This is a genomic window from Sphingomonas faeni (assembly GCF_040407565.1).
In the GTDB taxonomy this organism is placed as follows: domain Bacteria; phylum Pseudomonadota; class Alphaproteobacteria; order Sphingomonadales; family Sphingomonadaceae; genus Sphingomonas; species Sphingomonas faeni_F.
Window position 1 is genome coordinate 683821 of record NZ_JAPZPR010000001.1, and the last position, 16518, is coordinate 700338.

Annotated in this window: 15 protein-coding genes; 5 read left to right on the top strand and 10 right to left on the bottom strand. The window is 66.9% G+C overall.

Going from position 1 to position 16518, the window contains the following annotated elements; genetic code table 11:
* Window positions 1–32 precede the first annotated feature (32 nt).
* Together O6Y00_RS02955 and O6Y00_RS02960 are read left to right on the top strand one after the other, a co-directional pair.
* A complete protein-coding gene (locus tag O6Y00_RS02955; RefSeq protein ID WP_243643425.1) occupies window positions 33–689 on the top strand; it encodes an ABC transporter ATP-binding protein in 657 nt (218 codons plus the stop codon).
* A 163-nt stretch (window positions 690–852) separates the two neighbouring features.
* The gene (locus tag O6Y00_RS02960) at window positions 853–2061 is read left to right on the top strand and encodes an ABC transporter permease (RefSeq protein WP_353441129.1); all 1209 of its coding nucleotides are present in this window, start codon (window positions 853–855) and stop codon (window positions 2059–2061) included.
* Here the strand turns inward: O6Y00_RS02960 and O6Y00_RS02965 are convergent.
* The 6 genes from O6Y00_RS02965 to O6Y00_RS02990 form a co-directional block, all read right to left on the bottom strand.
* Window positions 2036–2653 carry a nucleotidyltransferase family protein gene (locus O6Y00_RS02965; protein ID WP_056060724.1) on the bottom strand — a complete coding sequence of 206 codons (618 nt, stop codon included), beginning with the start codon at window positions 2651–2653 and terminating at the stop codon, window positions 2036–2038. The two genes, O6Y00_RS02960 and O6Y00_RS02965, sit on opposite strands and share 26 nt — an antisense overlap.
* Entirely contained in the window at window positions 2640–3563 is a 924-nt protein-coding gene (locus tag O6Y00_RS02970; protein WP_107964075.1) for an XdhC family protein, read from the bottom strand. The genes O6Y00_RS02965 and O6Y00_RS02970 overlap by 14 nt, the downstream gene beginning before the upstream one ends.
* A gap of 98 nt (window positions 3564–3661) precedes the next feature.
* Window positions 3662–5866, bottom strand: coding sequence for a xanthine dehydrogenase family protein molybdopterin-binding subunit (locus tag O6Y00_RS02975; protein WP_353441130.1), 2205 nt, complete (start codon window positions 5864–5866; stop codon window positions 3662–3664).
* Between the two features lie 217 nt (window positions 5867–6083).
* Window positions 6084–8315 carry a xanthine dehydrogenase family protein molybdopterin-binding subunit gene (locus tag O6Y00_RS02980; protein WP_353441131.1) on the bottom strand — a complete coding sequence of 744 codons (2232 nt, stop codon included), beginning with the start codon at window positions 8313–8315 and terminating at the stop codon, window positions 6084–6086.
* A 2-nt stretch (window positions 8316–8317) separates the two neighbouring features.
* Window positions 8318–9298, bottom strand: coding sequence for an FAD binding domain-containing protein (locus tag O6Y00_RS02985; RefSeq protein WP_353441132.1), 981 nt, complete (start codon window positions 9296–9298; stop codon window positions 8318–8320).
* On the bottom strand, window positions 9295–9858 hold the full coding sequence (locus tag O6Y00_RS02990) for a 2Fe-2S iron-sulfur cluster-binding protein (RefSeq protein WP_082441359.1): 564 nt from the start codon (window positions 9856–9858) through the stop codon (window positions 9295–9297). The genes O6Y00_RS02985 and O6Y00_RS02990 overlap by 4 nt, the downstream gene beginning before the upstream one ends.
* A gap of 141 nt (window positions 9859–9999) precedes the next feature.
* Here O6Y00_RS02990 and O6Y00_RS02995 point away from each other — a divergent pair, with 141 nt between their 5' ends.
* Together O6Y00_RS02995 and O6Y00_RS03000 are read left to right on the top strand one after the other, a co-directional pair.
* Window positions 10000–11004, top strand: coding sequence for a glycerophosphodiester phosphodiesterase (locus tag O6Y00_RS02995; RefSeq protein ID WP_353441395.1), 1005 nt, complete (start codon window positions 10000–10002; stop codon window positions 11002–11004).
* Window positions 11005–11283: a hypothetical protein gene (locus O6Y00_RS03000; protein WP_353441133.1), complete on the top strand. Its 279-nt coding sequence runs from the start codon at window positions 11005–11007 to the stop codon at window positions 11281–11283. It begins immediately after the preceding gene.
* A 184-nt stretch (window positions 11284–11467) separates the two neighbouring features.
* On the opposite strand, the gene O6Y00_RS03005 is transcribed toward O6Y00_RS03000, so the two are convergent.
* Window positions 11468–12133 carry a TIGR02117 family protein gene (locus O6Y00_RS03005; protein WP_353441134.1) on the bottom strand — a complete coding sequence of 222 codons (666 nt, stop codon included), beginning with the start codon at window positions 12131–12133 and terminating at the stop codon, window positions 11468–11470.
* Between the two features lie 22 nt (window positions 12134–12155).
* Here O6Y00_RS03005 and phhA point away from each other — a divergent pair, with 22 nt between their 5' ends.
* The gene (gene phhA, locus O6Y00_RS03010; protein ID WP_353441135.1) at window positions 12156–13034 is read left to right on the top strand and encodes a phenylalanine 4-monooxygenase; all 879 of its coding nucleotides are present in this window, start codon (window positions 12156–12158) and stop codon (window positions 13032–13034) included.
* Window positions 13035–13293: 259 nt separating this feature from the next.
* Here the strand turns inward: phhA and O6Y00_RS03015 are convergent, their stop codons facing one another.
* The 3 genes from O6Y00_RS03015 to O6Y00_RS03025 form a co-directional block, all read right to left on the bottom strand.
* Entirely contained in the window at window positions 13294–14229 is a 936-nt protein-coding gene (locus O6Y00_RS03015) for a 50S ribosomal protein L11 methyltransferase (protein ID WP_353441136.1), read from the bottom strand.
* A complete protein-coding gene (locus O6Y00_RS03020) occupies window positions 14219–14908 on the bottom strand; it encodes an SDR family NAD(P)-dependent oxidoreductase (RefSeq protein WP_353441137.1) in 690 nt (229 codons plus the stop codon). The genes O6Y00_RS03015 and O6Y00_RS03020 overlap by 11 nt, the downstream gene beginning before the upstream one ends.
* Window positions 14909–15106: 198 nt before the next feature.
* Window positions 15107–16507, bottom strand: a complete 1401-nt coding sequence (locus tag O6Y00_RS03025) for a methyl-accepting chemotaxis protein (protein ID WP_353441396.1) — start codon at window positions 16505–16507, stop codon at window positions 15107–15109.
* Window positions 16508–16518: the final 11 nt, after the last annotated feature.

Consider the following 16518-nt stretch of genomic DNA (forward strand, 5'->3'; position numbering starts at 1 on the left):
GCGTCACCAAGACGTACGGGCAGGGCGCGACGATGTTCCAAGCGCTCAAGGGCGTCGACCTCGACATCGCGGCGGGCGATTTCGTCGCGGTGATGGGGCCGTCGGGGTCGGGCAAGTCGACGACGATGAACATCCTCGGCTGCCTCGACGTGCCGAGCGACGGCACTTTCCTGTTCCGCGGCCACCACGTCGAGACGCTCGACCGGGACCAGCGCGCGCTGCTCCGCCGGAAATATCTCGGCTTCGTGTTCCAGGGCTTCAACCTCCTTTCGCGCACCTCCGCGCTGGAGAATGTCGAACTGCCGCTGCTCTACCGCGGCGACGAGAAGCGCGCGCGCCGTGACGCGGCGATGGCGAGCCTCGACACGGTCGGGCTCGCGGACTGGTGGGATCATACCCCGGCAGAACTCTCCGGCGGCCAGCAACAGCGCGTCGCGATCGCCCGCGCGCTGGTGACCAGCCCCGATGTGCTGCTCGCCGACGAGCCGACCGGCAATCTCGACAGCGAACGCTCGGTAGAGATCATGCAACTCCTCACGCGACTGAACGCGGAGAAGAACATCACGGTCCTGATGGTCACGCACGAACCCGACATGGCGGCGTTCGCGCGGACGGTGGTCCACTTCAAGGACGGCCTGGTGGAACGCATCGAAAGCCAGCACCGCCAAGGCGAAAGCGTGGAGTCGTGAGCGGCGCCCGCGAAGCATTCCCCTCCCGCTTGCGGGAGGGGTCAGGGGAGGGCGTGACGTACGTACTGGCGTCCGGTCGGTGGGGCGAACCCCTCCCCCAACCCCTCCCGCAAGCGGAAGGGGAGCAGCAGTGCAGCGTCCTGGACACCGGAGCGACGCGATAATGTTCGGCACCACCCTCGTCCTCGCGCTCCGCTCGATCCGCCGCCACCTCCTGCGGTCGTTCCTCACCATCCTCGGGATCGTCATCGGCGTCGGCGCGGTGGTGACGATGGTCACGCTCGGCAAGGCCACCACCGCCGCCGTCCAGCAGTCGATCTCCGCGCTCGGCACCAACATCCTGCAAGTCCGCCCCGGCCAGGGCTTCGGTCGTGGCGGTGGCGGCCCTCGTCCGCCCGACTTCAAGCCCGAGGACGTCGCCGCGATCGCCAACCAGATCGCCGGCGTCACCGCGGTAGCGCCGCAAGCCAGCGCCACCGCCACCGCGATCTACGAAGGCGCCAACTGGTCGACCACGATCAACGGCACCACCGACACAATCTTCCAGGTCCAGCCTTGGCCGCTCGCCTCGGGGCGCCGCTGGACGCCGGTCGAGGAAAGCGCCGGTGCCGCGGTCTGCATCATCGGCAATACCGTCTCGAAAAACCTGTTCCCCGGCGGCGATCCGGTCGGCCACCGTTTCCGTATCGGCCCGATCAGCTGCGACGTGATCGGCGTGCTGACCACGCGCGGCCAGGCCGGGTTCGGCGGCGATCAGGACGACACCGTGGTCATGCCGATCAAGGCGGTCCAGCGGCGCTTCACCGGCAACCGCGATATCCGCCTGATGCTGGTCGGCGTCGACGAGCGTTTCTCCACCAGCACCGTGCAGGCCGGGATCACTGACCTGCTCCGCGAACGCCGTACCATCACCGGCGACAAGCCCGACGACTTCAACATCTTCGATACCAAGCAGATTTCGGACACGCTGACCGGCACCACGACTTTGCTGACCGGCATCGTCGCCGCGGTCGCCGGGATCAGCCTGGTGGTCGGTGGGATCGGCATCATGAACATCATGCTGGTGTCGGTGACCGAACGCACGCGCGAGATCGGCATCCGCCTCGCGATCGGCGCGGTTGCACGCGAGGTGCTGTTGCAGTTCCTCGTCGAGGCGATCGCGCTGTCGTGCCTCGGCGGCGTCATCGGGCTGATCGTCGCGCAGGCTGCGATCGCGATCATCGCGCCGCTGATCAAGGTTCAGTGGCTGTTCGTGCCCGAGATCAACATCTTCGCGTTCGCGATCTCCGCAGTGATCGGGGTCGTCTTCGGCTATTTCCCGGCACGACGCGCGGCGGCGATGAACCCTATCGACGCGTTAAGGCACGAGTGATCGCCGCCTTGGGATCGTGGACCAGCGCCTGCAGCCGGTCCAGATCCTCGGGCGTATCGATGTCGATCAGTTCGGCGGGCGCGGTCACGACGTGCCGCCCCGCCTTCACCAGATCGCGCGCGCCCGCATCGCCGTCCAGCGTCAGCAGGAAATCGAACCGCTCGCGCCCGAACAGGGCAGGGGGCGAGGGCTTCTCGCCATCGCTCGACGCGACCACCGCATCCGCGCTGTCGGCGGCATCGAGCATCCGGTAGATATGCGCCGCGGTCACCCGCGGCATGTCCGCCAGCGCGATCAGCACCGCCTCCGCGCCCTCATCCTTGGCGCACTGTACGCCGAGCTTCACCGACTGCGACATGCCCGACGACGGATCGTCGTTATGCACCACCTCGAAATGATGGCTGATGAAGTCGAGCTTGCAGCCGTCGGTGACGACCAGCCGCCGCTTGAACGGAATGTTCTCGAACGCGGTGACGACGTGCATCCCGAGCGGCTTGTTGAGGAACGGCACTTCGAGCTTGTTCGGGATGCCGAACCGCTCCGAGCGCCCGGCCGCAAGGAGGATGAGGAAGACGTTTTCAGCGGCGATCATTGAACGCTCCTATCATCGCCGCCGCGACCGACAGCGCGATTTCCGATGGTCCGATCGCGCCGATGTCGAGCCCGACCGGCGCGTCGATCCGGTCGATGTTCTCCGCCGTAACGCCTTCCGAGGCAAGCCGCTCGCGCCGCGCCGCATGACTCTTGCGGCTGCCGAGCGCACCGACATAGGCGGCATCGGACGCGAGCGCCGCGATCAGCGCAGGGTCATCGATCTTGATGTCGTGGCTCAGCGTCACCACTGCGGTCGAGGGGCCTGGGCGGAGTGCCGCAATCGCCTCGTCCGGCCAGCGGTCGTCGAGAGTCACGCCCGGAAACCGCTCCTCGGTCAGGAAGCGCGCGCGCGGATCGATCACTACGGTTTCGATCCCAAGCTCTCGCGCGAGCCCCGCCAGCGCCTGCGCGATCTGCACCGCGCCGACGATCAGCAGCCGACGCGGCGGGTCGTAGCGGTTGACGAACACCTCGCCCGTCTCCAACGGCCGCGCATCGCTGTGTCCGGTCGCGAGATCGGTCGTCACCGTCAGCGCATCGCCCTGGTCGCGCGCATCCGCGATCCGGTCGAACAGTTCGGGATCGAACCCCTCGGCGGACACCGGCTGCACCATCACCGCGATCTCGCCGCCGCACGGCAGCCCGACTTCCCACGCCGCCGCATCCGCCACGCCGTAGTTGCGCACCTGGAACGGCGCGCCCGCGATCACCTCGGCGGCGGTGGCGAGGATATCGCTCTCGACGCAGCCGCCGGACACGGATCCCTCGAACCGCCCATCGGCATGGACGAGCATGTGGCTACCCTTGGGCCGCGGCGCGGAGCCCCAGGTCGAGACGACCGTGGCGATCGCCATCTTCTCGCCCTTCCAGGTCTTCGCAGCAGCGAGCACGCTATCGTTTTCGGCCATGTTGTCTCTCTTCTCGTTCTCCCGCGAAGGCGGGAGCCCAGGAGCCACGAACGCTCCGTTTGAAACCCTGGCCCCCCGCCTGCGCGGGGGAACAGCTCTTAAATCGAGGGCAAACCCGCCAACAGTTTGTCGAGCGTCACCGGAAACTCCCGAACCCGCACCCCCGTCGCGTTGTAGATAGCATTCGCCACCGCAGCCCCCGCGCCGGAAATCCCGAGCTCCCCAACGCCCTTCGCCCCCACCGGGTTCGCGGAGTCGTCGATCTCCTCGATGAAATGCACCTCCAGCTGCGGAATGTCGGCATTCACCGCGACGTGATATTCGCCGAAATCGGGGTTCACGAACGCCCCCGTCCGCGTGTCGACGATGCCCTCCTCGCTGAGCGCATAGGCGATTCCCCACGCCATCCCGCCGGTGATCTGGCTCGTCGCCGTCTTGCGGTTGAGCACCCGTCCGACATCGAACACGCCCAGCATCCGCCGCACGCGCGTCTCGCCCGTCACCGCGTTCACCGCGACCTCGACGAAGTGCGCGCCGTGGCTAGCCTGGCTGGTGCGCTTGCTCTCGGCCCCCGGCCCGGTCTTGCCCATCGCCACGATCGGCTCACCACGCACGAGATCGGCAAGCTTCACCGATCGCCCGCCAGCGCTCACGCAGCCATCGTGCAGGCTCAGATCCTCGGGCGCGGCGTTCATCCGCAGCGCCAGTTCGCCAAGGATATCCTCGCACGCGAGCACCACCGCCGAACACGCGCTGCCGGCACCGAACGACCCGCCCGACCCCGCGCTCGGCGGGAAGTCGGTATCGCCGAGCCGCACGTTCACCTCGGCCACCGGTAGCCCAAGCATCTCGCCCGCGGTCTGCGCGAGGATGGTGTACGTCCCCGTGCCGATATCGGTCATGTCGCACTCGACCGTCGCACGGCCATCCGCCTCCAGCCGCACGCGCGCCTGCGCTTCGACGGTGAAGTTGCCGCGCAAGCTCGCCGCCATGCCGATCCCGACGAGCCAATCGCCGTCGCGCACCGACCCCGGCGCCGGCACGTTCGCCGGCCAGCCGAACCGCTCGGCGCCTTGCGTGTAGCAATCGAGCATCCGCCGCGTGGAGAACGGCTTGCCGCTCACCGGATCGGTCTCCGGCTCGTTGCGCCGCCGCAGTTCGATCGGATCGATCCCGAGCTGCTCGGCCAGCTCGTCCATCGCGCACTCGACCCCGAACGTCCCGACCGCCTCGCCCGGCGCCCGCACCGCACCGCTCGCGGGCAGGTCGACACGCACGAGGTCGGTCTTGAACCGCCGCGCGTCGCCTCGGTACAGCGGCAGCGTCCCGAACGGCACCGGCTCGAGAAACTCGCCATCATCGTTCTGCGCGACGACGCTCTCATGCCCCATGCCGAGGATCACGCCGTTTGCGTCGGCCGCGATCCGGATGCGCTGCGTAGTGTGGGAGCGGTGATGCACCATGTACGCAGTCTGGCGGCGTGGCAGCGCGACCTTCACCGGCCGCCCGACGACCTCCGCCGCGATCGCCGCGAGGATCGCCTCGGGACCGACGCCGGTCTTCCCCCCGAACCCGCCGCCGACATACGGCGCCAACACGCGCACCTTGTCCGCGTCGATCTTTAGCGCCTTCGCGATCGTCTTGCGCGCCCCGCCGATCACCTGGTTGCTCGACCGCACGGTGAGCTTGTCGCCCTCCCACCACGCAGTGGTCGCGTGCGGCTCCAGCGCGGCGGGGAAGTGCACGGGCGTCGTGTAGGTCCGGTCGAACGTCACCGCCGCGTCCGCCATCACCGCGTCGAGATCGCCATTGTCGATCGGCGGCAGGAAGCCGATCTTCGGCGCGGTGTCGACCGGCTGCGCCTCGACATCGAACCGATCCTCGCCCGCTTCGGTGCGGACCACGACCAGTGCCGCGGCATCGCGCGCGATCGCCTGGTCCTCCGCAACGACGATCGCGACCGGCTGGCCGAGGTGGAGAATGACGTCGGTATCGAACATCGGCATCGCGCGAGAGTTGGACTCGCCGGCCGGCATGCGCGGATCGTTGTGAATGATGGCGATGACACCGGGCAACGCCTCAGCGGCGCTGACGTCGATGCCGAGAATGCGCCCACTGCCTACGGGCGTACCGACGATCGCGGCATAGGCGATGCCGTCGGGCGTGCCCTCATACGCATAGTCCGCCACGCCGGTGACCTTCGCCGGCCCCTCGACCCGGTCGAGCCCGAGCCCGAGAACGCCCTGCTTGGCGCGGTCGAGACCACCCGGCCGAAACGCCGCATCCATCACGTGTTCGTTCATTCTGCGATCCTCGGGTGGAGGGAAGGATATGGGTAGGGTGGGGGTGTTTGACGAGGGCGCCACGCATCCCCCCAACACCACCCCGGCGAAGGCCGGGGCCCAATTGGGGAACGAGAGTAACGGCGGACAATCCTCCGTTATCAAAGCCTTCCCAATTGGGCCCCGGCCTCCGCCGGGGGGGGAATTATTCGAGCGGTGCCCTACTTCAGGTCAGCCCTCAAACAGCCGGCAACTGATCCAGCAGCTTATCCAGCGTGATCGGGAACTCGCGCACCCGGATCCCCGTCGCATTATACACCGCGTTCGCCACCGCAGCACCAGCACCCGAGATCCCCAGCTCGCCGATCCCCTTCGCGTGGATCGGGTTCGCATGGATGTCGCGCTCGTCGACGAAGTGGACGTCCATCTGCGGCACGTCCGCATTGGCCGGCACGTGATATTCGCCGAGATCGTGGTTCACCAGCTTGCCGGTCCGCGTGTCATGCACGAGGTCCTCGGTCAGCGCGGTGCCGATCCCGAAGGTCATCCCGCCCAGACACTGCGACCGGGCGGTCTTCGCGTTGAGTACACGCCCCGCCGCGAACGACCCGAGCATCCGTCGCACCCGCGTCTCGCCGGTGATCACGTTGACCGCGACCTCGGCGAAATGCGCTCCGAACCCGGCCTGCGACGTCTCCTTCTCCTGCTTGCCCGGCTTGATATGCCCGGTAGCCTCGAGACCCTTGCCGACCAGCTCGCGGATGGGCGTCGAGCGGTTATCGCCGATCGCCTTGCCGTCCTTCAGCGTCAGGCCGTCCTCGTCGACTCCCGCCGCCTTGGCCAGTTTCCCGCGCAGCATCTCGCACGCGAGATACACGGCAGTACCCGAAGACGCCGCACCCCACGAACCGCCCGAACCAGCCGCCGGAGGATCGTTGGTATCGCCCAGCGACATCGTGATGTTCTCGACCGGGATGCCCAGGATCTCCGACGCGATCTGCGCCAGGATCGTGTAGCTGCCGGTGCCGATATCGGTCATCGCCGACGACACCGTTGCCGAGCCGTCCGGGTGGATCTCGACCTTGGCGGACGATTCCATCATCATGTTGCCGCGCACCGCCGAGGCGACGCCCATGCCGATCAGCCACTCGCCCTCGCGGCGCGACCTGGCCTTCTGGCGCTTGTCCCAGCCGAACTTCTTCGCGCCCTCGTCGAGCGCACGCGTCAGGTTGCGCGACGAATAGGGCACGTCTTTCTCGGGGTCGATCTTCGGATCGTTGCGCTTGCGCAGCTCGATCGGATCCATCTCGAGCTTCTCGGCGAGCTCGTCCATCGCGCCCTCGAGCGCAAGCATCCCGACCGCCTCGCCCGGCGCGCGCATCGAGCCCGACAGCACGAAGTTCACGTCGACCACTTCATGCGTGATCAGCCGGTTCTCGCCACCGTACAGCAGGTGCGTGCCGATACCCGCAGGCTCGAAATAATCCTCGGTCGGCTGGTTCGACGTCAGCGTCTCGTGGCCGATCGCCAGCAACTTGCCGTCGGCATCCGCCGCCAGCCGCACGCGCTGCTCGGTATTCGACCGTCGCACGGTCGCCTCGAACACCTGCGGCCGCGACATCACCGCCTTGACCGGACGGCCAAGCTGCTTCGCCGCGATCGCCGCCGCGACGCTCTCGGGCGCGATGCCGAGCTTCGACCCGAACCCGCCGCCGATATAGCGCGCGATGATCCGCACCTTCTTCTCCGACAGCCCTAGCGACTTCGCGAGCTGCTGCGCATCCGACGTCGGCATCTGGTACGCGCCGTACAGCGACAGCGAGCCGTCCTCTTCCCACACCGCGGTCGAGGCATGCGGCTCCATCGCCGCCGAATTCTGGCTCGGCGTGACATAGGTCGAATCGATCGTCACCGCCGCTTCGGCCATCGCCTTGTCGACATCGCCTTGCTTGAAATGCGCGGGCGTCGCATCGTCCGGCGGGGTCCGCGTCTTGTCGCGATGCGCGGCGAAGTCGTACTGGCCCTCGGCCTCGTCATACTCGATCGGCAGGCGCGCCGCGGCATCGCGCGCGACCTCGAAGCTCTCGGCGAGCACGATCGCGACGATCTGGCCGAAGAACGCGATGTCCTTAACGCCCTGCGTCGGCGCGTCGGTCGCGCCGCCCTGCGCCGAGACGCGGATGAACTGGTCGAAGTCGGTGACGACGTCGATCACGCCGGGGATCGCCTTCACCGCATCGACGTCGATCGAAACGACCTTGCCCGCCGAGATCTTCGTCCCGACCAGCACGCCATACGCCATGTTCGCGAACTGGTATTCCGCGGCATAGGTCGCCGTCCCGGTGACCTTCAGCGGACCGTCGACCCGGTCGAGCGGCTTGCCGATGACGCCCTGGACGCCCGTATCCAGAAGACTGTCCGGATGCGGCTTGTCCATCGTCAGGCTATTCGTGGTGCCAAGACCAAACATGCTTATGCTCCCGTGACGTTGCGCAGCGTCGCGATCAGCGTGCGACGGGCGAGGGGGATCTTGAAGTCGTTCGAGCCATAGCCCTTGGCATCGGCCAGCAACGCAGTCGCCGCAGCCTCGAACACGGCATCGGACGGCGCCTTGCCGACCAGCGCCGCCTCGACCGCGGGGTTGCGCCACGGCATCGGCCCGAGGCCACCGAACGCGAGCGAGGCCGACGCGATCACGCCGTCCTGCACGTCGACGATCGCCGCTACCGAGACGAGCGCGAACGCATACGATGCACGATCGCGGACCTTGCGGTATTCCTGCTTGCCCTTGACCGGCGCCGGCAGCTCGATGTGCGTGATCAGTTCACCCGCTTCGAGCGCGTTCTCGATTTGCGGCGTGTCGCCCGGCAGGCGATAGAAGTCGTGGATCGAGATCCGCCGACGATCGCCGTCCGCCTTCAGCGTCACGATCGTCGCGTCGAGCGCACGCATCGCCACCGCCATGTCGCTAGGGTGCGTCGCGATGCAATGCTCGCTCGTCCCCAGCACGGCGAGGATGCGATTGAAGCCACCGATCGCCGAACAGCCGCTACCCGGCTCACGCTTGTTGCACGCCGCTGCGGTGTCGTAGAAATAATAGCACCGCGTCCGCTGGAGCAGATTGCCCCCGGTCGACGCCTTGTTGCGTAACTGACCCGAGGCACCGGCGAGCAACGCGCGGCTCAGCACTTCGTACTTGGCGACGACACGGCGATCAGCGGCGAGATCGCTGTTCGGTACCAGCGCACCGATCGTCAGCCCGCCATCCTCGCGCTCCTCGATCTTCGCGAGATCGAGCCTCGAGATGTCGACCAGCTTGTCCGGCGTCTCGACCTGCAACTTCATCAGGTCGAGCAAATTGGTGCCGCCCGCGATGAACTTCGCGCCCGCCGTATCGATATCCTTGACCGCACCCTCGGGCGTCGCGGCCTTCTCGTAGGTGAAGGTCTTCATGCCACCAGCTCCCCACGCGCGTTTGCTTCCATCGCGGCATCCTTCTCATCCGCGGTCCGGCCGGCGGGCTCGGCACCGCCGACTTCGCGGATCGCATCGACGATGTTCGGGTACGCGGCGCAGCGGCACAGATTGCCGCTCATCCGCTCGGAAATCTCGGCATCGTCGAACTTCGGATCGGTCAGGTCGCCCGACGCATGGCTGGCCCAGCCCTTCTTGACCTCGTCGAGCATGCCGACCGCTGAACAGATCTGCCCTGGTGTGCAATAGCCGCACTGATAGCCGTCGTGCCGCACGAACGCGTCCTGCAACGCGTGCAGATTGCCCGGCTGGCCGATGCCCTCGATCGTCGTGATCTCGTCGTCCTGGTGCATCACCGCGAGCGTCAGGCAGGAATTGACGCGGCGCCCGTTGATCAGCACCGTGCACGCGCCGCACTGGCCATGATCGCAGCCCTTCTTAGAGCCTGTCAGCCCGAGATGCTCGCGGCACAGGTCGAGCACCGACGTGCGAATATCGGGCTCGGCGTCATATGATTGACCATTGATCGTGAAATGCATGGGGATGCCCCTGGTTGAATGTGCCGGGAATGTACGGATTTCGAGGACTCAACGCCGATGCGACCGATCGTTTCCTATTGCGACAAGCTCTCACACATCGGCGCGCTGGCGCTCGTCGCGGCAAGCGGGCAAGCTGCGGCGATGACGCCAGCTTCTCCCCGATTGTCGCCCCCGATCGTCATTGCACACCGTGGTGCGAGTGGTCTCCGCCCAGAGCATACGCTGGCGGCCTACTCGCTCGCGATCGACCAGGGTGCGGACTTCATCGAGCCCGATCTGGTGCCGACCAAGGACGACGTCCTCGTCGCGCGCCACGAGAACGACATCGCGGAGACGACCAACGTCGCCGACCATCCCGAGTTCGCAGGCCGGAAAACCACCAAGACGATCGACGGCCAGACGATGACCGGCTGGTTCGTCGAGGACTTCACGCTCGCCGAACTGAAGACGCTGCGCGCGAAGGAGCGCCTGCCCAAGCTCCGCCCCGCGAACACCGCCTATGACGGCCAGTTCCAGATCCCCACGCTCGCCGAGATCATCGCGCTCGCCAAGCGCCGCACCACCGAGACGGGCCGGACGATCGGCATCTATCCCGAGACCAAGCACCCGACCTATTTTGCGAAGATCGGCCACCCGACCGACGCGAAGCTGGTCGCCGAACTGCGCGAGGCTGGCTGGGATTCGGCCAAAGCGCCGGTCTTCATCCAGTCGTTCGAGGTCGCCAACCTCCAGCGCCTCCACACAATGACCAAGGTCCGCCTGATCCAGCTCATGGACGGGGAGGGCGGTCCCGCCGATGGCGCGCAGCCGAGCTACAAGGCGATGATCACGCCCGAAGGCCTGAAGGCGGTCGCCGCCTACGCCTACGGTATCGGCCCGAACAAGAGCATGCTCTGGACCGACGCGACCCCGACGACGCTGGTCGCCGACGCGCACGCGGCGGGTCTGCGCGTCCACCCCTGGACCTACCGCGCCGAAAACTACTTCGAACCGACCCGCTTCCGCCGCGGCACCGACCCCGCGGCGCACGGCGACATCGCCGCCGAGATCGACGCAGGCCTTGCACAAGGTATCGACGGTTTCTTCACCGACTTTCCGCTATACGGGAGCCAGGCGCGCGATCGGTCCCGCGCAGGAGTGAAGTAAATGCGTAAGGTTCTTCCCGTACTCGCGGTGCTGCCGTTCCTCGTAAATGGCTGCATCAGCACCGCAACCTCGATCGTGAAGGCACCGTTCCAGGTCGCCGGCAAGGCAGTCGACTGGACCACGACCAGCCAGGAAGAATCGGACCGCAACTACGGCAAGAAGATGCGCAAGCAGGAAGCCGAAGAAGGCAAGCAGCGCAAGGAACTGGCGAAGCGCTGCAAGCGCGACCCGCAGCGCTCGGAATGCGGCCAGTACCAAGGGTACCGCGCGGGGAGCTGACCTCCCTTCTACCACCCCGGCGAAGGCCGGGGCCCAGTTGGGAAACAGGAGTAACGTAGCGCTGCGCTCAGTCAGCAACGTCCCCCAACTGGACCCCGGCCTACGCCGGGGTGGTGGCTCTTTCCTTGTTCTCCCGCGAAGGCGGTAGCCCAGTCTGGACTCCCGCCTTCGCGGGAGAACAAGCTCAAAACCACCCCATCACAGTAACCGGAAACGGCGTCCACCACCCCACCTTCACCCCCGCAAACCGCAGAGCATCCCCCGTCCACGCATTACACGTCCGCACCGCGCTATACCGCCCGTTAGCCTCATAAAACGCGTCATACCCGGCATACCCCCGATACCGCGCACCCCCATCGCGAAAGCTCGCCCGGATATACGCCGCCAACCGCCGATACTGAGCCGGCGTCACCACGATCTCGCGAGCCCCATCCCCCGCACGCGGCCTCGGCAGATGATCGACATGCATCAACGTCCGCGTGCTGCCGAACGCCGCGCCGACCACGGTCCGCAATTTCACATCAGCCCAGGTCGGCGTCTCCAGATAGAAGCTCTTCTCCCCCCACCCGAACGCCACATGATCGAACGCGCCATACCGCGGATCGCGCAAATCCTCCGCCCGAGCCACCTCGCGCCAGTCCACCCCGGCGGCCACCTTCGGCACGATGATCCCGGTATGCACGCCGTTGCTCTCGACGAAGATATGCACGCCCTCGGCCGGCGCCCGCCAGTCGCGATTGCTCGGGATCGACCCACCAACCAGCCCCGCTACCGCATAGCTCGAGACCACCCCGAACACCGCCGCGACCGCCCATAAAATCGACTTAACCCAACGCGTTTCCGTCTTCATTCCGTCATGCTAGACCAGCCGCATGGCCAATGACACACATGTGCTGAGCACCCCGCCCGAAGGCGCGCCCGACTGGACGATCCCGCAGAACTGGGCGGATTACACCGCGGAGGATCACGCGACCTGGGACACGCTGTTCGCGCGCCAGTCGAAGCTGCTTCCCGGCCGCGCGTCGAACGCGTGGCTGCGCGGGCTCGACGTGCTGAAGCTGTCGAAACCCGGCATCCCCGATTTCGAAGAGCTGTCCGAGCGCCTGACCAAGCTCACCGGCTGGTCGGTGGTCGCGGTCCCCGGCCTCGTCCCCGACGACGTGTTTTTCGATCATATGGCCAATCGCCGGTTCGTCGCCGGCAACTTCATCCGCCGCCCCGACCAGCTCGATTATCTCCAGGAACCCGACGTCTTCCACGACGTGTTCGGCCACGTGCCGATGCTCGCCGACCCGGTCTTCGCCGACTACCTCGCCGCCTACGGCCGCGGTGGCCAGCGTGCGCTGGGGCTGGACGCGTTGAAATACTTGGGACGGCTCTACTGGTACACGGTCGAGTTCGGCCTGATCGCCGAACCCGAAGGCCTGCGCATCTACGGCTCGGGCATCGTCTCCAGCTACGCGGAAACCCGCTTCGCGCTCGACGATCCGAGCCCAAACCGCATCGCGCTAGACCTCGCCCGGGTGATGCGGACCGAATACCGGATCGACGATTTCCAGCAGAACTACTTCGTAATCCCGAGCTTCGAGGAGTTGCTGCGGCTGACGGTAGAGACTGACTTTGCGCCGTTGTACGAAGAGCTGAAGGCACTCCCGGATATCCCGGTCGCGCAGATCGAGCCGGGTGATGTGATGATCACCGAGGGCACGCAGGACTACGCGACGTCGAAGGCATCCGCTGAGACCGCGTAAGCTTCGCTCACAAAGGCCACCACCCAGGGGAGGCCACCACCCCGGCGAAGGCCGGGGCCCAGTTGGGATAGCGGTGCCATTCTATCTCAAAGCTTCACCCAACTGGGCCCCGGCCTCCGCCGGGGTGGTGCCGGAGGTGGGGTAAAGACAACCCTCACCAACCTGTTCCCCCGCGAAGGCGGGGGCCCAGACTGGACCCCCGCCTTCGCGGGGGAACACTCTTCTGGGGGGAGGGCAGTTACTCAAATATCCGCAGCGCTCAAATATCCAGCGCCCACCCATCGCGCCCCTTGGGATCAAACGGCCCCTCCGCCACAAACCTCTCCGCCCCAGCGTGCAACCGAAGCACACTCCAATCCCCCCGCCGGTCGACCGCCTCGAGCGAACACCCGCAAGCCTCAAACGCCGCGACAACCCCCGCCCGCTGCGTCTCCAGCAACCCGGCCAGCACGATCGTCGCCCCGACATCCGAAATCGAAGCGATCTCCGGCGCCATCGACACCAGTGGCCCGGCAAGAATATTCGCGATCACCAGATCATACGGCGCGCGAACCACGATCGCATCGTCCAGCGTGCCGTCCGCGACCACCAGATCGATCCCCTCGACCCCATTAAGTGCCGCATTCTCAGCCGTCACATCGATCGAGACAGGATCGATATCCGTCCCCATCACCCTGGCCCCAGGCCAAAGATGCGCCGCCGCAAACGCCAGCAACCCCGTCCCCGTCCCGATATCGATCACGTTCGCAAACGAAGCATCCGCCAACCCGTCGAGCATCGCCAGACACCCGCTCGTCGTCTCATGATGCCCCGTCCCGAACGCCCGGCTAGCCTCGATCAGGAACGCCCGCCTGTCCGCCGGCACCGCGCCCGCATGCGCCCCGGTGTGCACGAAGAACCGCCCGACCGACAAAGGCTCGAGCCCAGCTTGGCTCATCGTCACCCAGTCCGCATCGCCCAACCGCTCGACCGCGATCTCGGCCCCCGCCGCACTCGGCACCAGCGCGCGCACCGCCGCGACCGTCTCGGCCGCCGGCTCATGCTCGAAATACGCATCGAGCCGCCACGATTCGACGTCATCCTCGATCTCCTCCGTCGTCATCAACACGCCGTCGATCGTCAGCTCGCCACTCGCATCGATCGCCTCCGCCTCCGCCCGCGTGCAGGGGAGGGTGAGCTTCCAACTATCGGACATAGCTCGCCCCATTCACGTCGATCACCGACCCCGTCATCGAAGCCGGCGCCTCCAACGCGAGAAACTTCGCCGCCGCCGCAACCTCTTCCGGTGCAGCAACCCGCCCCAGCGGAATGTCCGCCAGCAACGCATCGCCTCCCCGGCTCGACAGATAATCCTCCGCCATCCCGGTCATCGTGAACCCCGGACACACCGCAAACGCTAGAATGCCCTCCCGAGCATATCCCCGGGCAATCGTCTTGGTCATCGCCACCATGCCAGCCTTCGACGCGGCATAATGCCAGTGCGCCGGCGAATCCCCGCGATACGCCGCCCGGCTCGCGATATTGACGATCCGCCCACCAAACCCGCGCGCCTGCCAGTGCAGCACCGCCAACCGGCACAGCTCGGCCGACGCGGTAAGGTTGATCCGCATCGTCCGCTCCCACTGCGCGGTCCAGTCGTCATCGGCGAGCGGCGCCGCCTCGAACACGCCTGCATTGTTGATCAGCACATCGATCGCGCCGCCAGCCTGCTCCAGCGCAGCGTTCCACAACGCAGTCGGTCCCGCAGGATCGCTAAAGTCGGCCGGGATACCGCTAGCGGTCCCATGTCCGATGACGGAAGCGCCAGCGTCGGTCAGTGCCGCATGAATAGCCGCGCCGATACCACGACTGGAGCCGGTAAGAAGAATGGTCATCCCCGCGCTCTAGCGCCGCAGGCCGTATCCGTCACCAAGCCGAAGAAGGAATGGTTCACGCGGAGACGCGGAGGCGCGGAGAGAGTGCGTGTCGGTCAGGCGACGCGTAGGACAACGCGAGTTTTGAAGAACTTGCGGTTCCGCCGGACCCTCCGCGTCTCCGCGTGTCCGCGTGAACCCATTCTACCTTTACCCTCCTCAGGCCACGCTCGCCGAATACCCATCCGCCGCGCCGCGCAGCACGCCCAACTGGTCGTCGACTTCGCCGAACTCCTGCCCGAGCAGGTCGATCTCCGCCGCCACCGCCTCGGTATCCTGGCGGATCGCGGCGATCGTCGTCGACATCGAATCGGCGGCCAGCGCGGTTTCGTCGACCGCCGCGGTGATCGCGGTCACGGTATGCGCCTGCGCTTCCATCGCATAGCGGATCCGGTCGGCGCTCTGCTGCACCTCGGCCACGGTTGATTTGATCGAGGCGTTGGTCGCCACGGTCGAGCGCGTCGCGGACTGTATCGCAGCGATCTTGGCGGCGATGTCGTCGGTCGCCCGCGCGGTCTGGCTGGCGAGGCTCTTCACCTCCTGCGCCACCACCGCGAACCCGCGCCCGGCATCGCCCGCGCGCGCCGCCTCGATCGTCGCGTTCAGCGCGAGCAGGTTGGTCTGGCCGGCGATGTCGCGGATCAGGCTCAGGATCGACTCGATCGATTTCGCGTGATCGCTGAGCGCCTCCGACATGCCGACCGCATCGCCCGCCTGAACGGACGCGCGGTTCGCGATTTCCGCCGCGACCTCCACTTCGGTGCGCGCGTCCTCGATCGCGCGGATCAGCCCGGCGGCGGTCTGTGCCGCCTCGCGCATCGCCACCGCGGACTGCTCGGCCGCCGCCGCGACTTCGCTCGCCTTCCCCAGGACGCCGCGGGTCGACGACGAGGCGTTGACCGCCTGCACGCGGATGCGCGCGCCCAGCGTGGCGGTGCCCTCGATCGACGCGGCGATGCTGTCGCGAAACGCCAGCGCGCGCGTGCGCCGGTCGCGTTGCGCGTCGGCGGCATCGGTCGCCCCGAGATGCGACGCCATGATGTCCGCTTCGATCAGCGCAAGCCGCTGGACGACATCGCCCAGCGTTCGCATCGGCGAGGTGTCGTCGCCCAGCCGGTCGCAGACGAGATTCAGCGTGACGCTGTGCGCGAACGCCAGCGCGGAGAGCAGCGCGGGCAGGGGAACGCCCGATTTTCGGCAGTCGTCGGCGTGGCTGATCGCCATCACCTTCCAGCCCTCGTCGAACGGCGACTGGAATTTCAGCCGGGCATAGCGCGCGCTCGTCGCGATGTGCCGCTCCAGCCGTTCTGGCGTGAAGTGCGCGGCGACATGGCGGGTGGCGTCGAGCGACAGATAATGCCGCCAGAACGTCTCAGCGATCCGGCGATCGTCATCGGCGTTCAGCAGGTCGCTGAGCGCGGCGCAGGTCGGCGCGATGATCCCGTCCCAGTCATAGTCGCGCACGCGTTCGCGCAACGAGCGGGTGTCGCCGCCCCATCCGATCGTCGGTTGAGGCGGGCGATCGCTCTCGCCGCCGTTCGTCTTGCGGATGGCCGTCATGGCCGCGCTCG

Coding starts and splice junctions, on each gene's coding strand:
- O6Y00_RS02955 (WP_243643425.1), top strand. CDS start 33: ATGTTCCAAGCGCTCAAGGGCGTCGACCTCGACATCGCGGCGGGCGAT.
- O6Y00_RS02960 (WP_353441129.1), top strand. CDS start 853: ATGTTCGGCACCACCCTCGTCCTCGCGCTCCGCTCGATCCGCCGCCAC.
- O6Y00_RS02965 (WP_056060724.1), bottom strand. CDS start 2,653: ATGATCGCCGCTGAAAACGTCTTCCTCATCCTCCTTGCGGCCGGGCGC.
- O6Y00_RS02970 (WP_107964075.1), bottom strand. CDS start 3,563: ATGGCCGAAAACGATAGCGTGCTCGCTGCTGCGAAGACCTGGAAGGGC.
- O6Y00_RS02975 (WP_353441130.1), bottom strand. CDS start 5,866: ATGAACGAACACGTGATGGATGCGGCGTTTCGGCCGGGTGGTCTCGAC.
- O6Y00_RS02980 (WP_353441131.1), bottom strand. CDS start 8,315: ATGTTTGGTCTTGGCACCACGAATAGCCTGACGATGGACAAGCCGCAT.
- O6Y00_RS02985 (WP_353441132.1), bottom strand. CDS start 9,298: ATGAAGACCTTCACCTACGAGAAGGCCGCGACGCCCGAGGGTGCGGTC.
- O6Y00_RS02990 (WP_082441359.1), bottom strand. CDS start 9,858: ATGCATTTCACGATCAATGGTCAATCATATGACGCCGAGCCCGATATT.
- O6Y00_RS02995 (WP_353441395.1), top strand. CDS start 10,000: ATGACGCCAGCTTCTCCCCGATTGTCGCCCCCGATCGTCATTGCACAC.
- O6Y00_RS03000 (WP_353441133.1), top strand. CDS start 11,005: ATGCGTAAGGTTCTTCCCGTACTCGCGGTGCTGCCGTTCCTCGTAAAT.
- O6Y00_RS03005 (WP_353441134.1), bottom strand. CDS start 12,133: ATGAAGACGGAAACGCGTTGGGTTAAGTCGATTTTATGGGCGGTCGCG.
- phhA (WP_353441135.1), top strand. CDS start 12,156: ATGGCCAATGACACACATGTGCTGAGCACCCCGCCCGAAGGCGCGCCC.
- O6Y00_RS03015 (WP_353441136.1), bottom strand. CDS start 14,229: ATGTCCGATAGTTGGAAGCTCACCCTCCCCTGCACGCGGGCGGAGGCG.
- O6Y00_RS03020 (WP_353441137.1), bottom strand. CDS start 14,908: ATGACCATTCTTCTTACCGGCTCCAGTCGTGGTATCGGCGCGGCTATT.
- O6Y00_RS03025 (WP_353441396.1), bottom strand. CDS start 16,507: ATGACGGCCATCCGCAAGACGAACGGCGGCGAGAGCGATCGCCCGCCT.